Genomic DNA, 22,895 nt, shown 5'->3' on the forward strand with positions numbered 1-22,895 from the left:
TCTTCAATCATTATCATGACACCGGTTTCATTAGTTCTTGTCATATGAATGTATTTCTTTAACAAGGGAATACAAAGACTTGAACGTTTTATTTGTAAATCTGTCTAGAAAATAATGAATCTACATTTGGTTCGCGCTGTCCATTATAAAATTATGCGGTCCCTTTTGCCTGTTCATTAGGAAATGGCATATTTAGTATAGACGTAATGTATTGTTTTCCGTGTTTTCGAGCTAATGATTCTAATATTTGGCGAACGCGTTTTGTAAGATGACCTTGTTTTTTTATAGCCTCACAATATGCGTCATAGAAAACGTATTTAGCCCAAAGGAAATCATCTTGTTGGAATAAGAAATGATTTTTGTACCATTCGCCAATTGTATGATAGCAATTGTTTTCATGTACTGCTGCACTTTGTGAAAGAATACGATCGGATAAAGAATTAGATAGATGAGAAATTGTGTTTTCTGTTTCAACTTGTAATGTTTTTTCTAACATTGTAATGATGTGACGAGTAGCCATATGTTAACTCTCCTTTGTGTAATACCATTCTATATTTTAAAAAATACTTACTATACTATTATACAATATATGGAATGCATCTACCTGCTTTTTAATTTGTATTTACAAAATCTTTTTTATTTGTTTACAAAAATAAAGTAAGATACAGTATATATATGAAAAAATAATAAAGGAATGAACACATTGTATATAACGATAGAAGAGGCTGCGGAGTATTTGAAATTACCAAAATCGTATGTTGAAGACTTAATTCAGCAAAAGAAAATTCGTGCACTGTTTGATGGAGAGCAATATTTAATAAACAAGGAACAGTTTAATACACATTTAGAACAAATGGAGAAATATAAGCAGTTAGTGGAAGAAATATTAAACGAACCAATTCCAGAAGATATGGATGTTAAAGACGAAGATTAAATTTATAAAAATCCCCCGTATTAAGGGATGAAAAAGTCATCCGAAATCCTAGAGTTACTTTAAGTGAAAGAAGATTTTATAGGGATTAGTACTATTAGTTAAAAGCATATTTTTTCATAGCGGGGACAAACATAGCGAACATAACCTGTACAGATACATATACTATCAGTGCAAAAGCTTATAAATTAATGGAAGGGGTTTTCTCGTGAGTTTATTTCATTGGGATTTTTTGAAAGAATTAATTGGATCTTATGTAAGAGTAAACAGAGGTGGACCGGAATCTCAAAAAGGAATAATAGTGTCAGTATGTACGGACTACGTCGTATTACAGAATGAAAAAGGAGAGTACCATTACTACCAGCTTCGCCATCTGAAAAGCATTACAAAAAATACGAAAGATGGTGGGATAGGTGATTCTGTATGGTTGGAAGAAGACAGTGCAGAAGACTTTGAAACGCTACTTCAAGGCTTCAAATACCGCTGGGTGAAAATTAATCGTGGTGGTCCAGAGAAAGTTGAAGGTATTTTACAAGACGTTTCTTGCGATTATGTAACGTTAATTATAAAAGAAGAAGTGGTATTAATTGCACTATCTCATATTAAGAGTGTTAATTATAATGCACCAGTAAGTGGAGAGAATAGTGATGAGAGTAGCGATGAGAAAAGTAATGAAAACAGTAATAATTCAAGTCGCGCTCGTGCACAAAGACAATCAAGTAGAGGAAGATAATAAGAAAGGAGGGTACAAAATTGGAGAGTGTATTATGCTGTGATCAAATTAAAGGTTTAGTCGGTGAAAATGTAAAAGTAAATCTTCGCGGACCAGAAAGTAGAGTAGGTGTACTCGTATCATTAGGAAAAGATTACCTTACACTACAATTGCCTCTTGGAGAATTAGTATATTACCAGTTGAAACATGTGAAGAGTCTAGTTAGGAAAGTGAAAGAAGCACCGGGAGAATATGGTTCATATTTCTATGCTGATGAAGATACTTTTTTAGATGTATTAAATGACTTGAAGTATAAATGGATAAAGATTAATCGTGGTGGACCAGAGTGTGTGGAAGGTTTATTAAGTGATATACATGATGGAAGTATTACACTAGTAAACGGTGATGAGGTCATTTATATAATTAATTCTCATATTAAGAGTGTGAGTCAAATAGTTAAAAACAAAAAGAATGAAGAAGAATAATGTTTAATAAATAAAAGGGGCATTATGATTGAAAGTGAAGAACGATTTCATATTTCGCTACAATTATGAACGATATATGAAAAGGATCTCTTACTATTAAAAGACAGAACATTGCCCTGATTATTTTTTTAGAAATGGAAGGCAGGAAAAGTAGTATTTTATAGAAAGGAGGATATAGATGAATGAGTTAAACAAAAATATTGGAGAAAATATATACGTTAAATTAATCGGTGAAAAAAGATTTAAAGGTGTATTAATTGATGTAGGAAATGATATTGTAGTTATTTACAATGGACAAGACTATGTATATATATCTTTATACCATATCCAATATTATAAATTTTTAAGAGAGCATGATGAAGAAATATTAAAGCCTGGTGTGGACTCTGTAATTAAGAGGGAATCACCTTCAATTTCTTTGAGAAAAGTATTAATCACATCTAAAGGGATTTTTACAGAAATTTATGTGGCAGGAAATGTTCCGATACACGGTTATGTTACAAGTGTAATGAACGATTATATTGTTTTTTATAGTCCAGTTTATAAAACGGTATATATATCTTTAAAGCATTTGAAATGGCTAATTCCTTATAAAGAGAACCAAGTCCCTTATTCCCTCAATAAAAATGAACTCCCCGTAAATCCATTAAATATTACTCTAGCTAGAACTTTTGAAGAACAGCTTATTAAAATGTCAGGGAAAATTATGGTGTTTGATTTAGGTGAAGAATCTAATAAAATCGGAAAGATGGCGAAAATTGATGAAGGGCATATTGAAATATTAAAAGCACGTGATGCAAAAATGTATGTAAATCTTCAACATGTGAAATCTGTCCATTGTCCGTAGGCTAGTTTAAATGGCTGGCTTTTTCTTTTATATATGCGGAAGAAAAGGTCGAGCCTATTTGTTTACCGTTATTTGGATATGAGGGGGAAAGTGAATTGAATATATAAGTATGTTACTGTTTTTATTTATAAAGAGGTAATCTTGTACTACATTATAAAAAAAGATGTACGAGCTACTTTTTGTTGTATTCAATTCACTTTTTGAGGGAGTGCTGCTCAACTAATTTATTAAAGGGGTTTTATTTGTGGAGCAGTTTCTAAATTCGTTTTCGATTACGTTGCTTGGCAGTGCTGGTGGAGCAGCAAAAGCAGTGTTAGCAATTTTGAATCAAGCGGTAGTAAATGAAAAAGATCCAATTTATGAAGTGATAAAGAATGTGAACTTCCATTTGGTGGATATAAAACAAAAAGATAAAAGTTATTATGATGAGTTGTTTCCAAATTTGAAAGAGCAATTTTTTTTATATGAAATAAACCTTCAAGATGTAGTCAAATTTAAAGATCATTTAAAGGAAAAAAGAACGAAGGTTGTTATTGATGTTTCAGGTGCAGATACAATTAGGGTACTGAGTTGTTGTAATGACCTTGGCATTTGTTATATTAATTCGGCTTTGGAAAATGAGGCAGTAGATCAAGACGATAGTTTACTTGGTTTTCAGCTTACGGAAAGGTATACGAGGTTTGAGAAGGAGAAAGAAACATTTACAAATACAAGAGCGATTATAGGCTCAGGTATGAACCCTGGTGTTGTTCAATGGATGGTTGTTGAGCTTATGAAAGAATGTCCAAATGAAAAGCCGCGAGCATGCTATATTGTAGAACATGATACTTCGTTTTTGAGTGATAAAGGGCTAATAAAACCTCATACACTTTATGCATCATGGGCAGTAGAGCGTTTTCTTGATGAAGCGATATGGAGTTATCCTATGTATATGAGTCATCATCGTCCACTTTACTTTTATGAGGATGTATATGCTTCAGAGTATAAAGTAAAGTTAGGTGAAAAAGAATTTTATGGTTGCTTAATGCCACATGAAGAAGTTTTAATTTTAGGGAAATCTTTTAATATGGAAGTGGGTTTTCTTTATCGGATCAATGAGTATACAACAAACTTAATTAGACAGAACTTAGATAAAGTGGAAGATTTATGGAATTGGAATCGTAAAGTATTTAATCCAGCAGAAGATGATATTATAGGAGAAGATTTAGTCGGTGTGTTGCTCGTTTATGAACATAATGAGACATACATGTATAATGTAATGAATAGTAGCCAAGTTTTTCAAAAATATAAAACAAATGCGACGTACTTCCAAGTAGGGTGTGGAATTTATGCTGGCTTATGTAGTTTACTGTTAGATACTTTTGGACAAGGCGCTTATTATGTAGAAGAATTATTATTAAATACTGAAAGTAAGTATGGGGAATATTTAAATTTATATATGAAGGATTTTGTAGTAGGACATAATAATTTCACAGATGGATTGCTAAATGATAGGGTAAGATGGATATAAATTGTAACTGAAAAGGAAGGAGCTGTATCTCCTTCCTTTTAGTATTAGAAGGTTACATGTTGCCCTGAAAGCAATTTCATAATTATAATTTAAAGAGATAACACTTGAAATGTTTTTTTGTATTGATCAAGAGGAGTTTTTATATGAACAAATACAAGAGCTTGATTTATGAAGAAAGAGAAGCTTTAAAAGTATTTATATTATTATTCTATATTATATTCTTTTTATATGACGTTATCTATTATTTTGTTTATCCCGCTATGAATATTAATGAAGCAAGGGTAGGGTGGCCAGAAGGTGGTATGGGAATAGGTGTATATATATTAGTAATATCTTTATTTCCTATTTCAATATATCTTCAAAAACAAGGTTATGTATATTTTGTGAAATACTTATTTTTAATTGGGTACATGCTTATTGATCTTATTAATAACTTAATGATTTATTTACACAGTGATCGTGTTTTTGAAAATGGAAATATGGTTGAAATATTTTTAATTTTATTTGCACCGATTTTCGTGAACAGAAAATATTTTTATTTCGTTTCCTGTAGTGTAATTGGAAAATATGTATTTTTTACTTTGATATTACAAGATGTAAAAGTTGTGATTCCGCTTGTATTATGTATATTCTTTTTCATCATTTCGCATTCTTTATTAAAGCGATTTCAATCTTATGTAAGGACAGTTGTTGAGATGATGAACAGTATGAAAGAGACAGAAAATTTAGCGGTTATTGGGACTATGTCTACAACAATCGCTCATGAAATTCGAAATCCATTAACAGCTTTAAAAGGATTTACACAAATTCAAAAAGAAAGAAATCCTGAAGATACGATGAGCTATGAGATTATGCTGCAAGAAATTGAGAGAATTAATGGGTTTGTTAGTGAATTGATGTTATTAGGAAAACCGAAACCAACAAATTATGAATGGTGTAATATAGGGGAAATCCTTTTATATGTTGTACAGTTAATGGAAAGCTATGCGACTCAATATAAAGTGAAATTTAATTTGCAAGTAGATGGAAATTTACCCGTTATAAATGGTGATGATAAGCAATTAAAACAAGTGTTGTTAAACATCATCAAAAATGGAATTGAATCGATGCCAGGAGGCGGAAATATTCAGATTCTGGCATATGAAAAAGCTGGAGAGAACTTGTGTATTTCTGTTGAAGATCAAGGTCTTGGGATAGAAAATGAGAAAATAGAAAAGATCGGAAAAGCTTTTTATACAACAAAAGAGAATGGTACAGGTCTTGGATTAATGATTACATATAAAATTATTGAAGAACATCAAGGGAGTATCGCGATTGAAAGTAGTATGGGGATAGGAACGAAAGTGAAAATTTATTTACCAACAGTGTAGTGCATTAGACGAAATTACTTTTCAGAAAAGTGTTCTTGTTGTGTAAATATAAACATTTTATAAAATGTTTCAAGAAGGGTTTTTTTTATAAAAAACTTCGTTTATAATGGAGGAAAATATCGACATAGAGCTTTTAGCTCATGTAACGGTTCAGTAGTGTTATGAAAAGAAAAGAAGGGGTGCACGCGCATCCTTTTTTCTATGCGGATATGATGAAAGGGGTGGTATGATGGAATTAACATTAAATTCGACTGTATGTTTACACACGATTCAATTTCGAAAAGAGCAAAAGAACTATATTGTAAAAGATACGATTACAGGAGAGACATATGAAATGCCGCCACTTTGGATTGATGCACTAGCAATGATGCGTGACGGTTTTTTATTGGGAGAAATTGAGGAGAAATTAAAAGAAGAATATCCAGCAGAAGAAGTAAATATGGTAGCATTTACGAGGCAACTGTTAGAGCTAGAACTTGTCGAAATGGTAGATGGAGAAGAGATAGCTTGTACAAAGAAGAAAGATAAAGATTATTTAGCGTGGATACGACCAAAGGTGGAGCAATTCTTTTTTAACTTAAATAAAAAATATAAAAGCAAAGGTCAAAAGTGATCTTTGCTTTTTTTGTAGACCATGTTTAAAAAATAACAGCGAATGCCCTTGCGAAAGCACCGTCACTATTTTTAATTTTTAAAGGTGCTGCTGAGAAAAAGAATCGTTTCGCTTTAATGGCATCTAAGTTTGTTAAGTTTTCAATTAAGTAAATATTATTTCCTAACAGTATGTGATGAATCGGTGATGTTTCTGTCGTTACCTCATCAGGAGAAATAAAATCTAAACCGACAGATTTTACTTTTAATTGAACTAGTTCTTCAGCTAATTCTTCGGAAAGATAAAACGCTTCTTTCTCATAAGCTTCGGTATTCCATTTATTAGATAGATTGGAATGGAAAATGACAATATCGCCTTCTTTTATGTCGACAGTATGTAATACTTCCTTAGGTAATTTTCGCTCTTGAACATGAGTCACATCGATAAGAACAGCTTCGCCTACAAATTGATTTAGGGGTAATTGATCAATAGTGGTTGCGCCTGAAATGAAATGAGCAGGCGCATCACAATGCGTACCAACATGAACGACAGAATGAAAATTCGTAACTTGATAACCTGTTTCTTCAACGCTTGTAATGGCTTCTAGTTGGATTTTTGGTGTTCCAGGAAATTGAGACATATTATTTTCAAACGTTTGTGATAGATCAATTACTTTCATTTTACATACCTCCAATATATTTTTTTCAAATAATAAAAAGCCCACCCTTCATAATCAAGAAAGATGAGCTTTACATACTAGTTGAGTTTTATCTTCCAAAATGCAATGCATTTTGCAGGAATTAGCACCTATTCAGTTTGCATAAACTGAGGTTGCTGGGCTTCAAAGGACCGGTCCCTCTGCCTCTCTTGATAAAGGTTTATTCTGTTTTAAATTCGGAATATTTGTGATGTTTAAATTGTAATTCATTTCCTTTTTTCATGCAATACAAATTAGGTGTTCACCCAAATAAAGTTGCTCGCATATTGTAGCTTATGTAAGTAGAATGCTGCGAAGGAGTGAGTGCAGTGACAGGGAATGTATTGAATTATTATGCCGGTGGAAATACAGCTAGAGGATTTCACAGCTTATACGAAGAGAATTTGAAGGGGCTAGACAGGTTGTTTATTTTAAAGGGAGGCCCAGGAACGGGAAAATCTTCTTTAATTAAGGCAATAGGTCGTGAATGGGTTGAAAAAGGATATGATATTGAATTTTTACATTGTTCTTCTGACAATAAATCAGTTGATGGTGTGATTATTCCAAAATTAAAAGTAGGGATTGTTGACGGTACATCACCGCACGTTATTGAGCCGAAAATGCCTGGAGTTGTTGAAGAGTATATAAATTTAGGTGTTGCTTGGGACTCAGATAAATTAAGAAAGCAGAAAATAGAGATTGAACGATTTGTTTCAGAAGCAAGCAAAGCCTTTCAAGCAGCTTACGGGTGTTTTAAAGAGGCGCTAGTTATACATGATGAGTGGGAGAAAATATATATTAATAACATTGATTTTAATAAAGCAAACGAATTAACAGATCAGCTTATACAGAAATTATTGGCAGATAAAGGCGGGAAGAAATCAATTGTGAAACATCGTTTCTTAGGGGCTGCTACACCGAAGGGAGCAGTTGATTTCGTTCCTAATTTGACAGAAGGGCTTCCGCATCGCTATTTTATAAAAGGTCGCCCAGGTTCTGGAAAATCAACGATGCTTAAAAAATTAGCTAAGGCAGCAGAAGAAAAAGGTTTTGAAGTAGAAGTGTATCATTGTGGATTTGATCCAAATAGTCTCGATATGATTATTGTAAGGGAATTAGGATTTGCCATTTTTGATAGCACAGCACCGCATGAGTACTTCCCAAGCCGTGAGGGGGATGAGATTATCGATATGTATGATCTCATTGTTGCACCAGGGACAGATGAAAAATATGCTACGGAAATTCGCGACGTTTCAATTCAGTATAAAACAAAAATGAATGAGGCGATGTCTTTCTTAGCAAAGGCAAAATCAGTTCGTGATAAATTAGAACGAATTTATATTGCCGCTATGGATTTTTCAAAAGTCGATGCATATAAAGAAGAAATCCAAAAAGAGATTGAACGAATTGCAATTACTGTAATCGAAAAGAAAAAATAGGTGTTTTGTTAGGCTGTCGGGAATTTTCTGACAGCTATTTTAGTATGTGGTAAAATTGGTCTTATATTTGTCGAATTTCCAGGGAAATGATCAAAAAATGGGGAGGGTATGAAATGAGAGAGAAAATTGAGTTGGAACTAGAAAGAATTGAAAAAGAGAATGATGTGAAAATTTTATTCGCTGTAGAATCAGGGAGCCGGGCGTGGGGATTTCCATCGAAAGATAGTGATTATGATGTTAGGTTTGTTTATATACACCCTGTAGAATGGTATTTATCAATCCATGATAAGCGTGATGTAATCGAATATCCAATTAGTGATGATTTAGACATAAGTGGCTGGGATCTTAAAAAGGCATTGCAACTATTTGCAAAATCTAATCCAGCGTTACTCGAATGGATTAGATCACCGATTTTTTATTCGGAAAACTCGAACCTTCCAGAAGAGCTTCAGCAAATGAGTAAAAAGGATTTTGATCCGAAAGCAACAATATACCATTACTTACATATGGCTTCAAAAAATTATCGTGAATTTTTACAAGGTGAAAATGTAAAGTTGAAAAAGTACTTTTATGTATTACGTCCTATTTTAGCTTGTAAATGGTTAGAGGAGAAATCGACTTTGCCTCCTGTAGAATTTGATCGATTGATTACAGAATTAATATTAGAACGTAGCGTGTTAGATGAAATTGAAAAGTTATTAATAAAGAAAAAAGCAGGTACTGAATTGGACGTTGGATTGAAAATCGAGGTGCTAAATCAATTTTTAGAAGAACAAATTAATTATTATCAGCAATACGTGAAAGGCATTGAAAAGAGATTAGGGATTGATATTGAGAGTTTGAATACATTATTTCGAAATATGTTGTTTGAAGTATATGAAAAAGAGCACAAGTGAGTTTGTGCTCTTTTTTGTGTTTTAGGAGTAAAGAAAACGGCGCTAGTTACGATTAGTCTTACGAAAGGGAGTAAATGAAAATTCACGCTGAATCTGTAATTATTCGTTATCAACTCGTTTTAATGGTTGATCTGCTGGACCTTCCATAACATCCCCATCAATTGAAAAACGGGAACCGTGACAAGGGCAATCCCACGTACAATCACCGTTATTCCATTCAACTTCACAGCCGAGGTGTGTGCAAGTTGTATCGACGATATGTAATTTTCCTTCTTTATCTTTATAAGCACCTGCTCGTTTACCGTTGACATGTACAACAGATCCTTCGCCAACTTCAAGATCTTCTGGCTTACGTAATGCGGTTTCAATTTTTCCTTCAATTAAGTGTTTAGCAACATCAATGTTCTGAGAGAGGAAAGTTTTTATATCTGGATTTGCATGAAAGCGTGATGGTGCAAACAGTTCTTTATATGGACTGTGGACTTTTAGAATGGAGTCCTTCAGTAAATGAGCTGCTGCAGTTCCAGTCGTCATTCCCCATTTACGATATCCAGTTGCCACAAATATATTTGGATTCCTTTCGTTAATATGTCCGATATAAGGGAGTTTATCTAGCGTGATTAAATCTTGCGCTGACCATCTATAAGGAATTTCATCTACTCCAAAAGTAGATTCAGCAAAGGAATATAGTGCATCATAATGAAGCATCGTATTAATTCCTTGGCCTGTTTTATGGCTCTCTCCGCCAATCAATATCAACTTTTCTCCATTGCTTGTCGTATAACGTATGGAGCGTTTTGGATCATCGATACTTAAATACATGCCCCCTGGATAATCCGTTTTTGCTTTTATTGCGAGGGCATAGGAGCGTTCTGCGTACATTCGCGTAAAGAAAAAGCTATTAGCATCATAAAAAGGAAAATGTGAACAAGAGACAATATATTTACAAGTGATGCGATGGTCACCTTTTGTAATAACTTGTGGATAATCTCCTTTTTCCACATCAATAGCTGTTGTTTGCTCATAAACCTTTCCGCCCATCTCCACAAACTTTTCTAAAAGTGTTTTTAAATAAAGGAGGGGATGGAATTGCGCTTGATTTTTCATCACAAGTGCAGATTGTACGGGAATAGGAATCGACAGGGATTGAACATAGTCACAAGGAATATTTAATTTTTGATAGGCTTCATATTCTTTCGTTAAATTTCGCAGGCCATTATTGGTAGTTGTATATAAATACGAATCTTCATTTGTGAAATTACAGTCGATTTTATATTTTTGTACAGTCTCGTTTATGAATTGTAGAGCTTTACTATTTGATTCGTAGTAAAGCCTGGCTTTTTCAACACCAAAATTGTTTATTAATTCATCATAAATAAGATCATGTTGAGCTGTTACTTTTGCGGTTGTATGCCCAGTTGTTCCATTTAAAACAGAACCAGAATCAATTAAAACGACTTTCATTCCTTCTTTAGCGAGTAAATAGGCGGTGGTAATGCCTGTAATACCAGCTCCGATAACAGCAACTTCTGTCTTTATATTTTCGGATAAATGAGGAAAAGTAGGAAATTGAGTAGATTCAATCCAATAGGATGATGGTAACTGCGGAAATGTGTCATCTGTCATTTTGAAAACCTCCAAATTAGAACAATTTTCCTTTTAATATTTCCATATTATATGGAATTCATGTATGTTGTTTTCGTAGCGTTTTATTTTTACTAAACGAAAGAAAAAATATTTTAATATAATTATTTTATTGGGGCAGTATGAAGAAGTAGGATTTATATAAAGCTAAATTCAAGTGATTCCATTTGTTGATTACATAGATAGTTCTTGAATAAGATAGAGTCTATATTGTTTAAGTGGATATGTATATATACCTGATAAAGCCTTATGAAATCTATGCTTTTTCTTTAGTGAAATAAAGTATAATTATAAAAATATAACCAACTTTTATTACTAGGTCATAAAAGTTGTTGACAATATAGAAATTCTATTGTTATGATTCATCATGTGGAAAGGTTGATAGAGAGTAAAAAGAGAAATGTTTTTCATTGATAATAAAAGCGAAAATTAAGTGACGATAGAGTGAGTATATTTTCCTTATGATAAATGCTTTTTGGATCACGTAGTAAAATCAATCTGGAAGCAAGAATTGATATATGCAAGTTGCGCGGGGCGCGGCATAAGAAAGGGGCAAAAGGATGAAGGAGCTTCATACGTTTGGGTGGTATGCAGCACGTGTAGCACCACATTTGCCGAAAAAAGCATTTAAACCAGTTCCTAATCGATTATTTGGTGGACTGGCTTATTTACTTGTGGCATTGGCTGGTTTAATAACGATCGGTGTATTTGAATTGAATGTGTGGGCAAATCTAGGAATTGCAATTGTTCTTGGATTATGTTTTGCTTCACTTGGATTTTTAGGACATGAAATTTTACATGGAACAGTTGTAAGAAAGGCATGGCTTCGTGATTTTTTAGGTGCGATAGCATTTATGCCATTATCAACTGGCCCAAAACTTTGGAGAAAGTGGCATAATGCAACGCATCATGTTCACACACAGCATGAAGAGAATGATCCAGATGCATGGCCGACATTTGAGAAACTGAAAAAGAGTAAGTTTTTGAGTTGGGTATATCGCATGCCTCTTCATGTACGTTCATTCTTTAGTTTCCTGTCACTAACAATTCAATTTACGTTACATTCGACTCGAATGTTCTTTCATTTTATAAAAGAATTTAAGTCATCCAATCAAAAATCTGTATGGCTTCAACTTCTTTTGCCCTGGACAGTTTGGATTAGTTTATTGTTTATTATGGGACCTACAAAGTGGTTCTTTGCATACGTGATTCCGTTGTTAATTGCTAACTTTATTGTAATGGCGTATATCGCAACAAATCACCGCTTAAATCCTATTGTTCCAGTAAATGATCCTTTAGCAAACTGTTTATCAGTAACAGTACCGCGCTGGGTAGACGTTTTACATTTCAATTTCTCATACCATACAGAACATCATCTGTTTCCTGCTATGAGTTCTAAATACTATCCATTAGTAAAAGATAAAATTAAAGAAATGTGGCCGGAACGCTATCACGAAATGCCGATGACAAAAGCTTTGGCAGCACTTTGGAATACACCACGTGTGTATTATCACGGAAGTGAATTAGTTGATCCGCATAGGGAGCATTTCTATGGTTCTTTAGGAAATGGATTGGATCCTCATAATATTTCATATCGTGAGGAACATATAGAGGAAAAAGAGACTATAAAAAAAGTAAATCAATAATAGACATATTTTACGATGAAAAAGCAAGCTCTCTTAGAGCTTGCTTTTTGTTATAAAGAGACTTCTTTCTTGTTCTTCGTCTTGACCTGGACAGAGTTATGTTCTTTTCGTTGAAGTCGTTTTTCTAAAAGATTAACAAAATAAGTAAATAGAAGAACAAGTACGAGGTAATATAAACCAACAATTATGTATGTATCTAATTGTTGGAAGTTACTTGCAGCAATTGATAAACCTGATCCCCATAATTCGGACAATCCTACGTAAGCAACAAGAGAAGAATCTTTTAATCCAATAATAAATTGGTTCCCTAGAGGGGGAAGAGACAGACGAAATGCTTGTGGTAATATAATTCGGCGCATAGCTAAAGGGTAAGGCATACCTAAAGAGCGAGCAGCTTCCAATTGTCCACGGTCAACGGACTGAATGGATCCGCGGAAAATTTCAGTAATATATGCACCGTTATGAATTGCTAAAGCAATTGCTCCTGCCCAAAAAGGAGTGAAGACAATAATCGATGTAATACCGAAATAGAGAATGGCAATTTGAACAATTAAAGGTGTACCACGAATAATGGCGATATATACATGAGCAATACTATTTAAAATCTTATTGTTAGAGATTCGAAAAAAAGCGAATAGTAATCCAATTAGTGAACCAAGTAATAGGGATGTTAGTGTTAATTGTAATGTGACAATAGTAGCCTTTAAGAGTGTGGGATAAGTAGACATAAAAATTTCAAACATATGTGTCACCTCATATTGTATGGATTTTAGTAGGGAATGAAATACCCCACATAAAAAGTGGGGCATAATGTATGAAACATTTGAATAGCTAATTTACTTCGTTTTTTCCTCTTCACCGAGAATATTACGCCCAAACCATTTTTTACTGATCTTTTCATACGTACCATCTTTAATGATTTCATCTAAAGCTTTATTTACTTTCTCAACCATTTCTTTATCATCTTTACGAATAGCAATTCCCATTTCATCAAGATTTAATGGTTTTCCAGCTTCTTTTATATTTGATTTACCTTCTTTGATCATACGTAAACCGACCATTTGATCAGTGATTACTGCATCAATACGTCCAGGCTCTAAGTCCATAAGTGCAGTAATATCGCTATCATATTCTGTGATTTGATCTGTATGTTTTGCAACAAGGTCTTTAAAGGTACTAGCTTTTACAACACCAATTTTCTTACCTTTCAAATCTTCTGGAGAAGAGATAGATGTATTCTTTTTAGCCACAAAAATTTGGGCACCAGAACGATAATAAGGATTGGAGAAACTAACAGCTTTTAAGCGTTCTTCTGTAATTGCCATACTGCCCAATATAGCATCATATTTTTTCGATTGTAGACCTTGAATTAGCGTTTCCCATGGATTTGTAATAGGAGTGGGTTTCATATTCATTTTTTTCGCAAGTGCCTCACCAATTTCCACATCAAAACCGGCAAGCTTTCCGTCATTTTCTTTATAGTTAAAAGGTTTATATAAGCCACTCATCGCATAACGAAATTCTTTTTCACCATTTGAAGAAGTAGTAGCACTTTCCTTACTACAGGCTCCTAGTATGAAGGATGTAAATAATGTAATACTCGCAACAATGGTTAATAGTTTTCTTTTCATAAAACCCCTCCTATATATTGATCATACGGATGGTTTTAAGTATGTTACTGAGATATTTTATTTGGACAATTAGTTGTGCACCGTATGGATGTATTTCTTTTCATTTGAAACAGAAGTTACATTATAAAACGTTGCGTAAAAATTGTTTTGCTCGTTCATGTGATGGAGCTGAAAAGAATTGTGCTGGCGGAGCGTCCTCTACAATCTTTCCGTCATCCATAAATATGACGCGATCAGCTACATCTCTTGCGAAATTCATTTCATGAGTAACAATAATCATGGTCATTCCTTCTTCAGCAAGTTCTTTCATAACTTGCAATACCTCTCCAACAAGTTCAGGGTCTAAGGCTGAGGTAGGTTCATCAAATAGCATAATTTTAGGATTCATAGCAAGAGCTCGTGCAATCGCAACGCGTTGTTTTTGACCACCTGACAGGAGGTGAGGAGTTACATCCGCCTTATCTTGTAGGCCGACTTTTTGTAGGAGTTGATTCCCAACATCCTTCGCGTCTGCTGTCTCCAATTTTTTTACGTGAATAGGTGCTTCTATGATGTTTTCTAGTGAGGTCATATGAGGAAAGAGGTTAAAGTGTTGAAAAACCATACCGACATTTTCACGGACTTTGTTTAAATTTGAATGCTTCGGATCAATTCGTTCACCTTGTAAGTGAATTTCACCTTCATCGTACATTTCTAAAAAGTTAAGACAGCGAAGTAATGTACTTTTACCGGAACCACTGGCACCAATTAAAACAACAACTTCTTTTTCTGTTATTTCTAAATCAATTCCTTTTAAAACATCAAGCGAGCCGAATGATTTTACTAGATTTCGAACCTGAATCATACAAAACCCCCAGTCAAAAATATATTTTACAAATGTTTCCCCTTATTTCTGTTATTAGTCATAAATTGTCAGAATCCTTTATTTTTTTGACGGAATTTGATATTCAAGGGAATTATGATTTTTAAAATCTCTATATCTTTCTATAACGAAAATATGGATAATAATATATAGGTAGCACTTATATTGCTTATAAGAAGGGGGAAAGAAGAGATGGAAAAAGAAAGGAAGACATTTTCCTTTGGCTTACGTACACAACTTATGCTATTCACTACAGTTTTAGCTTTAATTACATATTCAACAAGTTTATTTTTTATTTACGTTATATATGATTATTTTCAAAGTTATGTAAGTCAAACTGTTTATAATATTATCGTTATGTTATTAGGTGTAGTATGGTCTGGAATTTTAGCGTATGGGGCAGCAATATTTTTAATTAAACCACTTCGAAAGTTGGAAGAAGCAGCAAGGAAAGCGGCTGATGGTGATATTCGTGAAGATGTCCCATTGCCAAAGACCGATGATGAGATTAATTCTTTAAGTGTTGCATTTAATATGATGCTAGGGAATTTAAGGGGCATGGTAAAAAATATCGATACTACATTTTCGTATACAAATAATCAAGTTCAGCAAATTAGAAGACAAACAGGTGAAGCGACAAAGCAAGCACGCGGTGTGTCTGAAACTCTTGCAGAGATTTCTTCTGGCGCCGAGCAATCAGCAGCTTCCATTCAGGCGATTGTTTCAACTGTCGATACAACAACCTCTATTGCGAGTGAAGTAGAAGAAAAAGCAAAAAAGTCCGACGAATTGTCCTTAGAAATGGTTCAAGCTTTAGGACAAAGTACACGTGTCTTTACTTCTTTAATTCAAGGCATTCAAACATTGGCAAAAGAGAATGAAGATTCGATGCAAAATGTACAGAAGTTAGAAGAACGAATGAAACAAGTAGAACATATTGTTTCTGTTGTGAGTGAGATTGCTAGTCAAACGAATTTATTAGCATTAAATGCTTCTATTGAGGCAGCTCGTGCTGGAGAGCATGGAAGGGGCTTTGCAGTTGTAGCTGAAGAAGTACGTAAACTTGCTGATGAAAGCGATCATTCTGCAAGAAATATATCGCAGTTATTACGAAATATGCAAGAGGAAGTGCAACAAGTCGCATTGAAAATGACGGAGCAAGTGAAAACAGCTAAAGAAGAGGCAAAACGAGGAGAAGCTACTGAATTAATTTTAAAAGAAATGTCATCGAGTATTATGGAAGTTGCCGATGCAACTAAGCAAATTAGTAGCTATATGAACGAACAAGTGAGTCACATTCATCAAACAGGAGCACAGACGAAGGCTGTAGCAGCAATTGCTGAGGAAACATCAGCTGGTTCACAAGAAGTGGCACGTGTGACGTTGCAACAATCTAAAAATATGGTAGTAATCGATCAATTATTAAAGGATTTAGAGAAGCAAGCAGCGGACTTGAAACAAACCATTGAACGATTTTCAATGTAAAAAGGAAGAACAGAATTCTGTTCTTCCTTTTTACGTATGGAAAGGAGGAATGCTTTGTTGAAAACGAAAAACATTACAAGGGTCATATGCTGTCTTCACTTTACGCAACCTTTGAAAATTAGAGCCATAATAACTAGTTTGCCAATTTTTTATGTCGATATCGGGCCAATTGACATAGTCTCCCAGTGTGTAAGGATCTAAGCTTTCCCGTAAATCTTTAACCCAGCATATATTTCGATTTTCTTCATCATCGCATTTCCAAGAGGTAATATATTCTTGAGCAATAATTGCCTTGCGGTGGAAATAAGCTGTTTCATTAGGGGAAATGTTTTCTACAGCACCTACGAGTGATTGGTGCCAAACACTCGCATCTTTATTTGGTGCATGAGAAAGAAAATGTTGCATGATTTGAATGCCTTTAAGGGGAATCGTTTTATATACATAGGAACCAGAGCGCTTAAATTTTTCAGGGATATTACCGCTATTAAAGAATTGAACAGCCTTTATATAAGGAACTTCATCTATAAAGAGAGAGGGGTTACCAGTTTCAAGAAGAGGAGATAATAGAGGATAGAGTTCAGAGGGAGAGCCAACAAATTCACCCTTCACCTCAATTTTATTTCGTTGTTTGGAGAATAATTCAATTGATGAAGTGAGACGTTCATCTATATAAGGTGCCCAGTTTTGCCAAGCTTGAAATGCAGCAATAAAGTCTTCCCATTCCCATGTAATCGAGAAAATTGAGACGTTTTTTATAGGATGGACACGAAAAGTTAAGGAAGTAACAATCCCGAAATTCCCACCCCCACCGCCGCGGCATGCCCAAAACAGGTTAGGGTTTTCTTGTTCATTTGCACGAATGAGTTTTGCACCAAATTTTCCGCACGCTTGTACCATTTCGACTTCTACTAATTGATCGCATGTTAGTCCAAATAAGCGTGAAAGCATGCCGATGCCACCGCCAAGTGTTAATCCAACGATACCAACACTTGCACTTGTGCCAGCTGGTATTGTAACACCGTGTTTCCAAAGTTCTTTATAAACAGTGCCAAGATTTGCACCCGCTTCAATTGTTGCTGTTAATTTCCCTGTATTAACCGTAATTTGCTTCATTTCACTCACATCAATAATAAGTCCTCGATTTAAAAGAGAGAAATTTTCATAGTTATGACGTCCGCTTCTTAAGCGAAATGGTACATGATGCTCACGTGCCCACTTTAAGGCGTTACACACATCATTTTTATTTTGACAAAAAACAATAATACAAGGGAGTTTTGGAATACTTAAATTTAAATTCATTCGGGCTATGTCATACCCGGGATCCGAAGGAACGACGATACGACCAGTTAATTTTGTTTGTTTCAATTTGTATCTCCTTTCTGAAATAATATGAGTTTGTATTAGTATATGAAGAGTGTGTTTAACGCGTATGGACAAGAAGCAGAGAAGTGTTAGATTTATCCTGCTAGTTGTGAGCAGTAAGACCCCCACCTCAAAATCTGGCTGAAGCAAAGAAGTTAGATGAAAATCAGGACGCTCGTAAAAGTACGATTGGTGTGGGCTAATAATCAGTGGGGAATGGACACCCCCCACTGATTAAAGTTTCGTTTTACCTTTGCGAGAAATAAATAAAGCATAAGAATAAGGAATCTACATGGAGTTCAATGAAAACAGTTGCAAACTCTCCATATTTTGTTATGATAGTGTTACGAAAACGTTTGCATAAAAAATAGAGATGCAAAAGGAGAGAGTTATTATGAAGAAAACATGGTGGAAAGAAGCAGTTGCTTATCAAATTTATCCACGTAGCTTTATGGATTCAAATGGTGATGGTATTGGAGATTTACAAGGTATTATTGCAAAACTAGATTATTTAAAAGATTTAGGTATAGATGTAATTTGGATTTGTCCAATGTATAAGTCACCTAATGATGATAATGGTTATGATATTAGTGATTATCAAGACATTATGGATGAGTTTGGTACAATGGCAGATTTTGATGCTTTACTAGATGAAGTTCATAAGCGTGATATGAAGCTTATTATTGATTTAGTTATTAATCATACGAGTGATGAACATCCATGGTTTATTGAATCGCGTTCATCTAAAGACAATCCGAAGCGTGATTGGTATATTTGGCATGATGGCAAAGATGGTGCGGAACCAAACAACTGGGAAAGTATTTTTAATGGTTCGGCATGGGAATACGATGAAGTAACAGGACAATATTATTTACATTTATTCTCACGTAAACAACCAGATTTAAACTGGGAGAATAAAGAAGTTCGCGAAGTGTTATACGATACGGTTAATTGGTGGCTTGATAAAGGAATTGATGGTTTCCGTGTGGATGCGATCAGTCATATTAAGAAAGAAGATGGCCTCAAGGATATGCCAAATCCAAAAGAATTAAAATATGTGCCATCTTTTGATAAACATATGAATGTGGATGGTATTCAACCTTTATTAGAAGAGTTAAAAGAAAATACATTTTCTAAGTACGATATTATGACTGTTGGTGAAGCTAATGGCGTTAAAATTGAAGATGCTGAGCTTTGGGTTGGAGAAGAGCAAGGTAAATTCAATATGGTATTCCAGTTTGAGCATTTAAGCTTATGGGATGCAGAAAAGAAGAAAGATCTTGATGTTGTAGGGTTGAAAAAGGTATTAACGAAATGGCAAAAAGGATTAGAAAATAAAGGATGGAATGCTTTATACATTGAGAATCACGATAAACCACGTATCGTTTCAACGTGGGGAGATGATAAACAATATTGGCGTGAAAGTGCAACAGCTCTAGGAGCGATGTATTTCTTTATGCACGGTACACCATTTATTTATCAAGGACAAGAAATTGGTATGACAAATGTTCAGTTACCAAATATTGAAGATTACGATGATGTAGCAATTAAAAATTTATATCGCGAGAAAATTGCAGAGGGCGTATCACATCAAGATATGATGGAAATTATATGGGCTTCTTGCCGCGATAATTCACGTACACCTATGCAGTGGAACGATGAGATGAATGCTGGTTTCACAACAAGTACACCTTGGTTTGGCATGAATCCAAATTACAAAGAAATTAATGTTGAAAAGCAAAAAAATGAAGAAAAGTCTATTTTCAATTTCTATAAGAAAATGATTGCCTTGAAAAAAGAGCACGATGTGTTGAACTACGGTACGTACGATTTACTTTTAGAAGATGATCCACAAATTTATGCGTATACACGTACGTTACAGGATGAAAAAGTCATTGTAATTAGTAATATCTCAAAAGAGGAAGCTGTGTATAATGAGAGTTTATTCGCATTAGAACGCAAACGTTTGCTTTTAAATAACTATGAAGTTGCGGAACATGAACAAATAACTACAATCACGTTGAAACCTTATGAAACAAGGGTTTATCGCATTTTATAATGAAAAAGGATGCTCCTTGAGCATCTTTTTTTATGAAAAAAAATAAATTTCTATTGCAATGTGAAAACGCTTTTATTAAAATAGATTTATGAAAACGGTTGCGTAAAGATAAAAAAGTAACATAAGGAATCGTTTTCATAAGAGAAACAGAAATTATAATTTAAATCATTATGTTGTTATAAATAAAGGGGAGGAAGAACAGATGAAAATTACGTCTTTTGATTTTTGGCAAAAGTTTGGGAAAGCGTTACTAGTTGTTGTAGCTGTAATGCCAGCAGCTGGTTTAATGATTTCCATCGGTAAGTTAATTGGGATGTCTGCTGGGGATGTTAACGCAGTTCATACCATTGCTCGAGTAATGGAAGACATCGGTTGGGCAATTATTACAAACTTACACATTTTATTCGCAGTAGCAATTGGGGGATCTTGGGCGAAGGATCGCGCAGGTGGTGCATTTGCAGCACTATTAGCATTCGTCTTAACAAACCGAATTACAGGAGCTATATTTGGAGTAAACGCTCAAATGTTAGCGGATTCAAAAGCGACAGTTTCTTCAGTATTAGCAGGAGATTTAATTGTAAAAGATTACTTTACTTCTGTACTTGGTGCACCAGCATTAAACATGGGAGTTTTCGTAGGGATTATCACAGGGTTCTTAGGAGCTAATTTATATAACAAATACTATAACTATAATAAACTGCCACAGGCATTAGCATTCTTTAATGGAAAACGATTCGTACCATTCGTTGTAATTGTTTGGTCTACAGTCACTGCGATTGTATTATCACTTGTATGGCCATTTATCCAAAGTGGATTAAATGAATTTGGCCGCTGGATCGCAGCATCTAAAGATAGTGCACCAGTTGTTGCACCGTTTGTATATGGAACGTTAGAACGTTTATTATTACCATTTGGATTACATCATATGTTAACGATTCCGATGAACTACACAGAGCTAGGCGGAACATATACGATGTTAACTGGCTCAAAGGTTGGACAAATTGTAGCGGGACAAGATCCGTTATGGCTTGCATGGATTACAGATTTAAATAACTTATTAGCAAATGGAGATACGAAAGCATATAACGATTTATTAAATAACGTTGTACCAGCTCGTTTCAAAGCTGGACAAGTTATCGGCTCAACGGCAGCGTTAATGGGGATTGCGTTTGCGATGTTCCGTAATGTTGATAAAGAAAAACGTGCAAAATATAAACCAATGTTCTTATCAGCTGCATTAGCAGTATTCTTAACAGGTGTAACAGAACCAATTGAATTCATGTTCATGTTTATTGCACCAGTATTATATGTTGTGTATGCAATTACAACAGGACTTGCATTCGCATTAGCGGATTTAATTAATTTACGTGTTCATGCATTTGGATTTATTGAGTTAATTACACGTACACCAATGATGATCAATGCAGGTTTAACGAGAGATTTAATCAACTTTGTCATTGTTTCATTAGTGTTCTTCGGCCTTAACTTTACGTTATTCAACTTCTTAATTAAAAAATTCAATTTACCAACGCCAGGGCGTGCAGGTAACTATATTGATAATGAAGATGAGTCAACAGAAGGAACAGGAAATGTACAAGATGGTTCATTAGCAACAAAAGTTATTGATTTATTGGGCGGAAAAGATAATATTGCTGACGTAGATGCTTGTATGACACGTTTACGTGTAACAGTAAAAGATTTAGATGTTGTTGCACCGGAAGCGAAATGGAGACAAAATGGTGCTTTAGGACTTATTGTAAAAGATAAAGGTGTACAAGCAGTATATGGCCCGAAAGCTGACGTATTAAAGTCAGATATTCAAGATATGTTAGGTGCGTAATAATATGAAATTGCTAACTTTAAATTGTCACTCTTGGCAAGAAGAGAATCAAATTGAAAAAATAAAGTATCTTGCTAAAGCAATTCAAGAAGAAGATTATGATGTGATCGCATTGCAAGAAGTAAGTCAGTCTATACAAGCTGAAAATGTATGCGGTAACAAGAAAAAAGATAATTTTGGGCTTTTACTGCTAGAAGAGTTAAGAGCATTAAATGTAAAAGAATACAATATTATTTGGGATTTCTCTCATATTGGATATGATGTGTACGAAGAAGGATTAGCAATTATAACAAAGCACAACATTGTAAAGGAAGATACGTTCTTTGTCTCAGAAAATGAGGATACAACGTATTGGAAAACACGCAAAATTGTAAGTGCAACAATTGCTTATAATGATAAGAATATAACGTTTTATTCTTGCCATCTCGGTTGGTGGAATGATGAAGAAGAATCATTCAAAGACCAAGTTGATCGTTTAATGGAGCGTGTAAATAGCAATGAACTTTCCTTCTTAATGGGTGATTTTAATAACAATGCTCGTTTGGAAGGAGAGGGTTATGAGTATACGATGCAAAAAGGTTTATATGACACATATGAACTAGCGATAAAGAAGGATGAAGGAACAACTGTCCAAGGAGAGATTGCTGGTTGGGATGAAAATAAACAAAACTTACGAATCGACCTAATATTAAGCAATCAAAGTAAAACAGTTAATTCTTCAAAAGTCATTTTTAATGGAACAAATCGAAATGTAATTTCTGACCATTTCGGTGTAGAAGTACAATTAGATATATAATAGAAGAAATCCTCACAGATAATGAAAAGCTGTGAGGATTTTTTGATAAATACAAGTATTCCCAAGAGAAAATACTTGTATTTTTTATGAC

At 34.3% G+C, this 22,895-nt stretch carries 21 protein-coding genes, 1 pseudogene and 1 riboswitch; of the genes and pseudogenes, 15 read left to right on the plus strand and 7 right to left on the minus strand.

The window, feature by feature from the left end:
* Positions 1-151: 151 nt before the first annotated feature.
* On the minus strand, positions 152-520 hold the full coding sequence (locus MHH66_RS02090; RefSeq protein WP_060751286.1) for a hypothetical protein: 369 nt from the start codon (positions 518-520) through the stop codon (positions 152-154).
* 174 nt (positions 521-694) lie between these two features.
* On the opposite strand from MHH66_RS02090, the gene MHH66_RS02095 reads away from it, so the two are divergent.
* From MHH66_RS02095 to MHH66_RS02125, 7 genes are all read left to right on the plus strand, one after another.
* Complete coding sequence (locus MHH66_RS02095; protein ID WP_002029523.1) at positions 695-934, plus strand: helix-turn-helix domain-containing protein; 240 nt, start codon at positions 695-697, stop codon at positions 932-934.
* A gap of 205 nt (positions 935-1,139) precedes the next feature.
* On the plus strand, positions 1,140-1,664 hold the full coding sequence (locus MHH66_RS02100) for a hypothetical protein (RefSeq protein ID WP_061676150.1): 525 nt from the start codon (positions 1,140-1,142) through the stop codon (positions 1,662-1,664).
* A gap of 20 nt (positions 1,665-1,684) precedes the next feature.
* Positions 1,685-2,128: a hypothetical protein gene (locus MHH66_RS02105; protein WP_002029527.1), complete on the plus strand. Its 444-nt coding sequence runs from the start codon at positions 1,685-1,687 to the stop codon at positions 2,126-2,128.
* 178 nt (positions 2,129-2,306) lie between these two features.
* On the plus strand, positions 2,307-2,975 hold the full coding sequence (locus MHH66_RS02110) for a DUF2642 domain-containing protein (RefSeq protein WP_078185146.1): 669 nt from the start codon (positions 2,307-2,309) through the stop codon (positions 2,973-2,975).
* 244 nt (positions 2,976-3,219) lie between these two features.
* Positions 3,220-4,485, plus strand: a complete 1,266-nt coding sequence (locus tag MHH66_RS02115; RefSeq protein WP_078185147.1) for an S-adenosylmethionine decarboxylase related protein — start codon at positions 3,220-3,222, stop codon at positions 4,483-4,485.
* Between the two features lie 143 nt (positions 4,486-4,628).
* Complete coding sequence (locus MHH66_RS02120; RefSeq protein WP_061676153.1) at positions 4,629-5,855, plus strand: ATP-binding protein; 1,227 nt, start codon at positions 4,629-4,631, stop codon at positions 5,853-5,855.
* Between the two features lie 229 nt (positions 5,856-6,084).
* Positions 6,085-6,468: a hypothetical protein gene (locus MHH66_RS02125; protein ID WP_033715352.1), complete on the plus strand. Its 384-nt coding sequence runs from the start codon at positions 6,085-6,087 to the stop codon at positions 6,466-6,468.
* Positions 6,469-6,493: 25 nt separating this feature from the next.
* Here the strand turns inward: MHH66_RS02125 and MHH66_RS02130 are convergent, their stop codons facing one another.
* A complete protein-coding gene (locus tag MHH66_RS02130; RefSeq protein ID WP_002091277.1) occupies positions 6,494-7,126 on the minus strand; it encodes a cyclase family protein in 633 nt (210 codons plus the stop codon).
* 85 nt (positions 7,127-7,211) lie between these two features.
* A riboswitch (SAM riboswitch) is annotated at positions 7,212-7,324 on the minus strand.
* A 149-nt stretch (positions 7,325-7,473) separates the two neighbouring features.
* Here MHH66_RS02130 and MHH66_RS02135 point away from each other — a divergent pair.
* Positions 7,474-8,583, plus strand: coding sequence for a PRK06851 family protein (locus MHH66_RS02135; RefSeq protein WP_063217671.1), 1,110 nt, complete (start codon positions 7,474-7,476; stop codon positions 8,581-8,583).
* 113 nt (positions 8,584-8,696) lie between these two features.
* Positions 8,697-9,479 carry a nucleotidyltransferase domain-containing protein gene (locus tag MHH66_RS02140; protein WP_002201921.1) on the plus strand — a complete coding sequence of 261 codons (783 nt, stop codon included), beginning with the start codon at positions 8,697-8,699 and terminating at the stop codon, positions 9,477-9,479.
* Positions 9,480-9,578: 99 nt separating this feature from the next.
* Here the strand turns inward: MHH66_RS02140 and MHH66_RS02145 are convergent, their stop codons facing one another.
* Complete coding sequence (locus MHH66_RS02145) at positions 9,579-11,105, minus strand: FAD-dependent oxidoreductase (RefSeq protein ID WP_078185148.1); 1,527 nt, start codon at positions 11,103-11,105, stop codon at positions 9,579-9,581.
* Positions 11,106-11,683: 578 nt separating this feature from the next.
* On the opposite strand from MHH66_RS02145, the gene MHH66_RS02150 reads away from it, so the two are divergent.
* Positions 11,684-12,769, plus strand: coding sequence for a fatty acid desaturase family protein (locus tag MHH66_RS02150; RefSeq protein WP_002091268.1), 1,086 nt, complete (start codon positions 11,684-11,686; stop codon positions 12,767-12,769).
* Between the two features lie 50 nt (positions 12,770-12,819).
* On the opposite strand, the gene MHH66_RS02155 is transcribed toward MHH66_RS02150, so the two are convergent.
* The 3 genes from MHH66_RS02155 to MHH66_RS02165 all read right to left on the minus strand — a co-directional run bounded on the left by MHH66_RS02155 (position 12,820) and on the right by MHH66_RS02165 (position 15,244).
* The gene (locus tag MHH66_RS02155; RefSeq protein WP_234803735.1) at positions 12,820-13,512 is read right to left on the minus strand and encodes an amino acid ABC transporter permease; all 693 of its coding nucleotides are present in this window, start codon (positions 13,510-13,512) and stop codon (positions 12,820-12,822) included.
* Between the two features lie 93 nt (positions 13,513-13,605).
* A complete protein-coding gene (locus MHH66_RS02160) occupies positions 13,606-14,400 on the minus strand; it encodes an ABC transporter substrate-binding protein (protein WP_078185150.1) in 795 nt (264 codons plus the stop codon).
* Between the two features lie 121 nt (positions 14,401-14,521).
* On the minus strand, positions 14,522-15,244 hold the full coding sequence (locus MHH66_RS02165; protein ID WP_078185151.1) for an amino acid ABC transporter ATP-binding protein: 723 nt from the start codon (positions 15,242-15,244) through the stop codon (positions 14,522-14,524).
* 375 nt (positions 15,245-15,619) lie between these two features.
* On the opposite strand from MHH66_RS02165, the pseudogene MHH66_RS28520 reads away from it, so the two are divergent.
* Both MHH66_RS28520 and MHH66_RS02170 read left to right on the plus strand, forming a co-directional pair.
* Positions 15,620-15,805 (plus strand): annotated as a pseudogene (locus tag MHH66_RS28520) (HAMP domain-containing protein); the annotation flags it as partial.
* A 15-nt stretch (positions 15,806-15,820) separates the two neighbouring features.
* On the plus strand, positions 15,821-16,747 hold the full coding sequence (locus MHH66_RS02170) for a methyl-accepting chemotaxis protein (protein ID WP_407060706.1): 927 nt from the start codon (positions 15,821-15,823) through the stop codon (positions 16,745-16,747).
* Positions 16,748-16,777: 30 nt separating this feature from the next.
* Here MHH66_RS02170 and MHH66_RS02175 read toward each other — a convergent pair whose 3' ends face one another.
* The gene (locus tag MHH66_RS02175) at positions 16,778-18,112 is read right to left on the minus strand and encodes an FAD-dependent oxidoreductase (protein ID WP_033716062.1); all 1,335 of its coding nucleotides are present in this window, start codon (positions 18,110-18,112) and stop codon (positions 16,778-16,780) included.
* Between the two features lie 391 nt (positions 18,113-18,503).
* Here MHH66_RS02175 and MHH66_RS02180 point away from each other — a divergent pair, with 391 nt between their 5' ends.
* The 3 genes from MHH66_RS02180 to MHH66_RS02190 all read left to right on the plus strand — a co-directional run bounded on the left by MHH66_RS02180 (position 18,504) and on the right by MHH66_RS02190 (position 22,804).
* Positions 18,504-20,168, plus strand: a complete 1,665-nt coding sequence (locus MHH66_RS02180; protein WP_002151609.1) for a glycoside hydrolase family 13 protein — start codon at positions 18,504-18,506, stop codon at positions 20,166-20,168.
* Between the two features lie 202 nt (positions 20,169-20,370).
* Positions 20,371-22,008, plus strand: a complete 1,638-nt coding sequence (locus MHH66_RS02185; RefSeq protein ID WP_078185153.1) for a PTS transporter subunit IIBC — start codon at positions 20,371-20,373, stop codon at positions 22,006-22,008.
* Between the two features lie 4 nt (positions 22,009-22,012).
* Positions 22,013-22,804: an endonuclease/exonuclease/phosphatase family protein gene (locus tag MHH66_RS02190; protein WP_078185154.1), complete on the plus strand. Its 792-nt coding sequence runs from the start codon at positions 22,013-22,015 to the stop codon at positions 22,802-22,804.
* Positions 22,805-22,895: the final 91 nt, after the last annotated feature.

This window comes from Bacillus sp. FSL H8-0492 (genome assembly GCF_038006145.1).
GTDB classification, from domain to species: Bacteria; Bacillota; Bacilli; order Bacillales; family Bacillaceae_G; genus Bacillus_A; species Bacillus_A mycoides.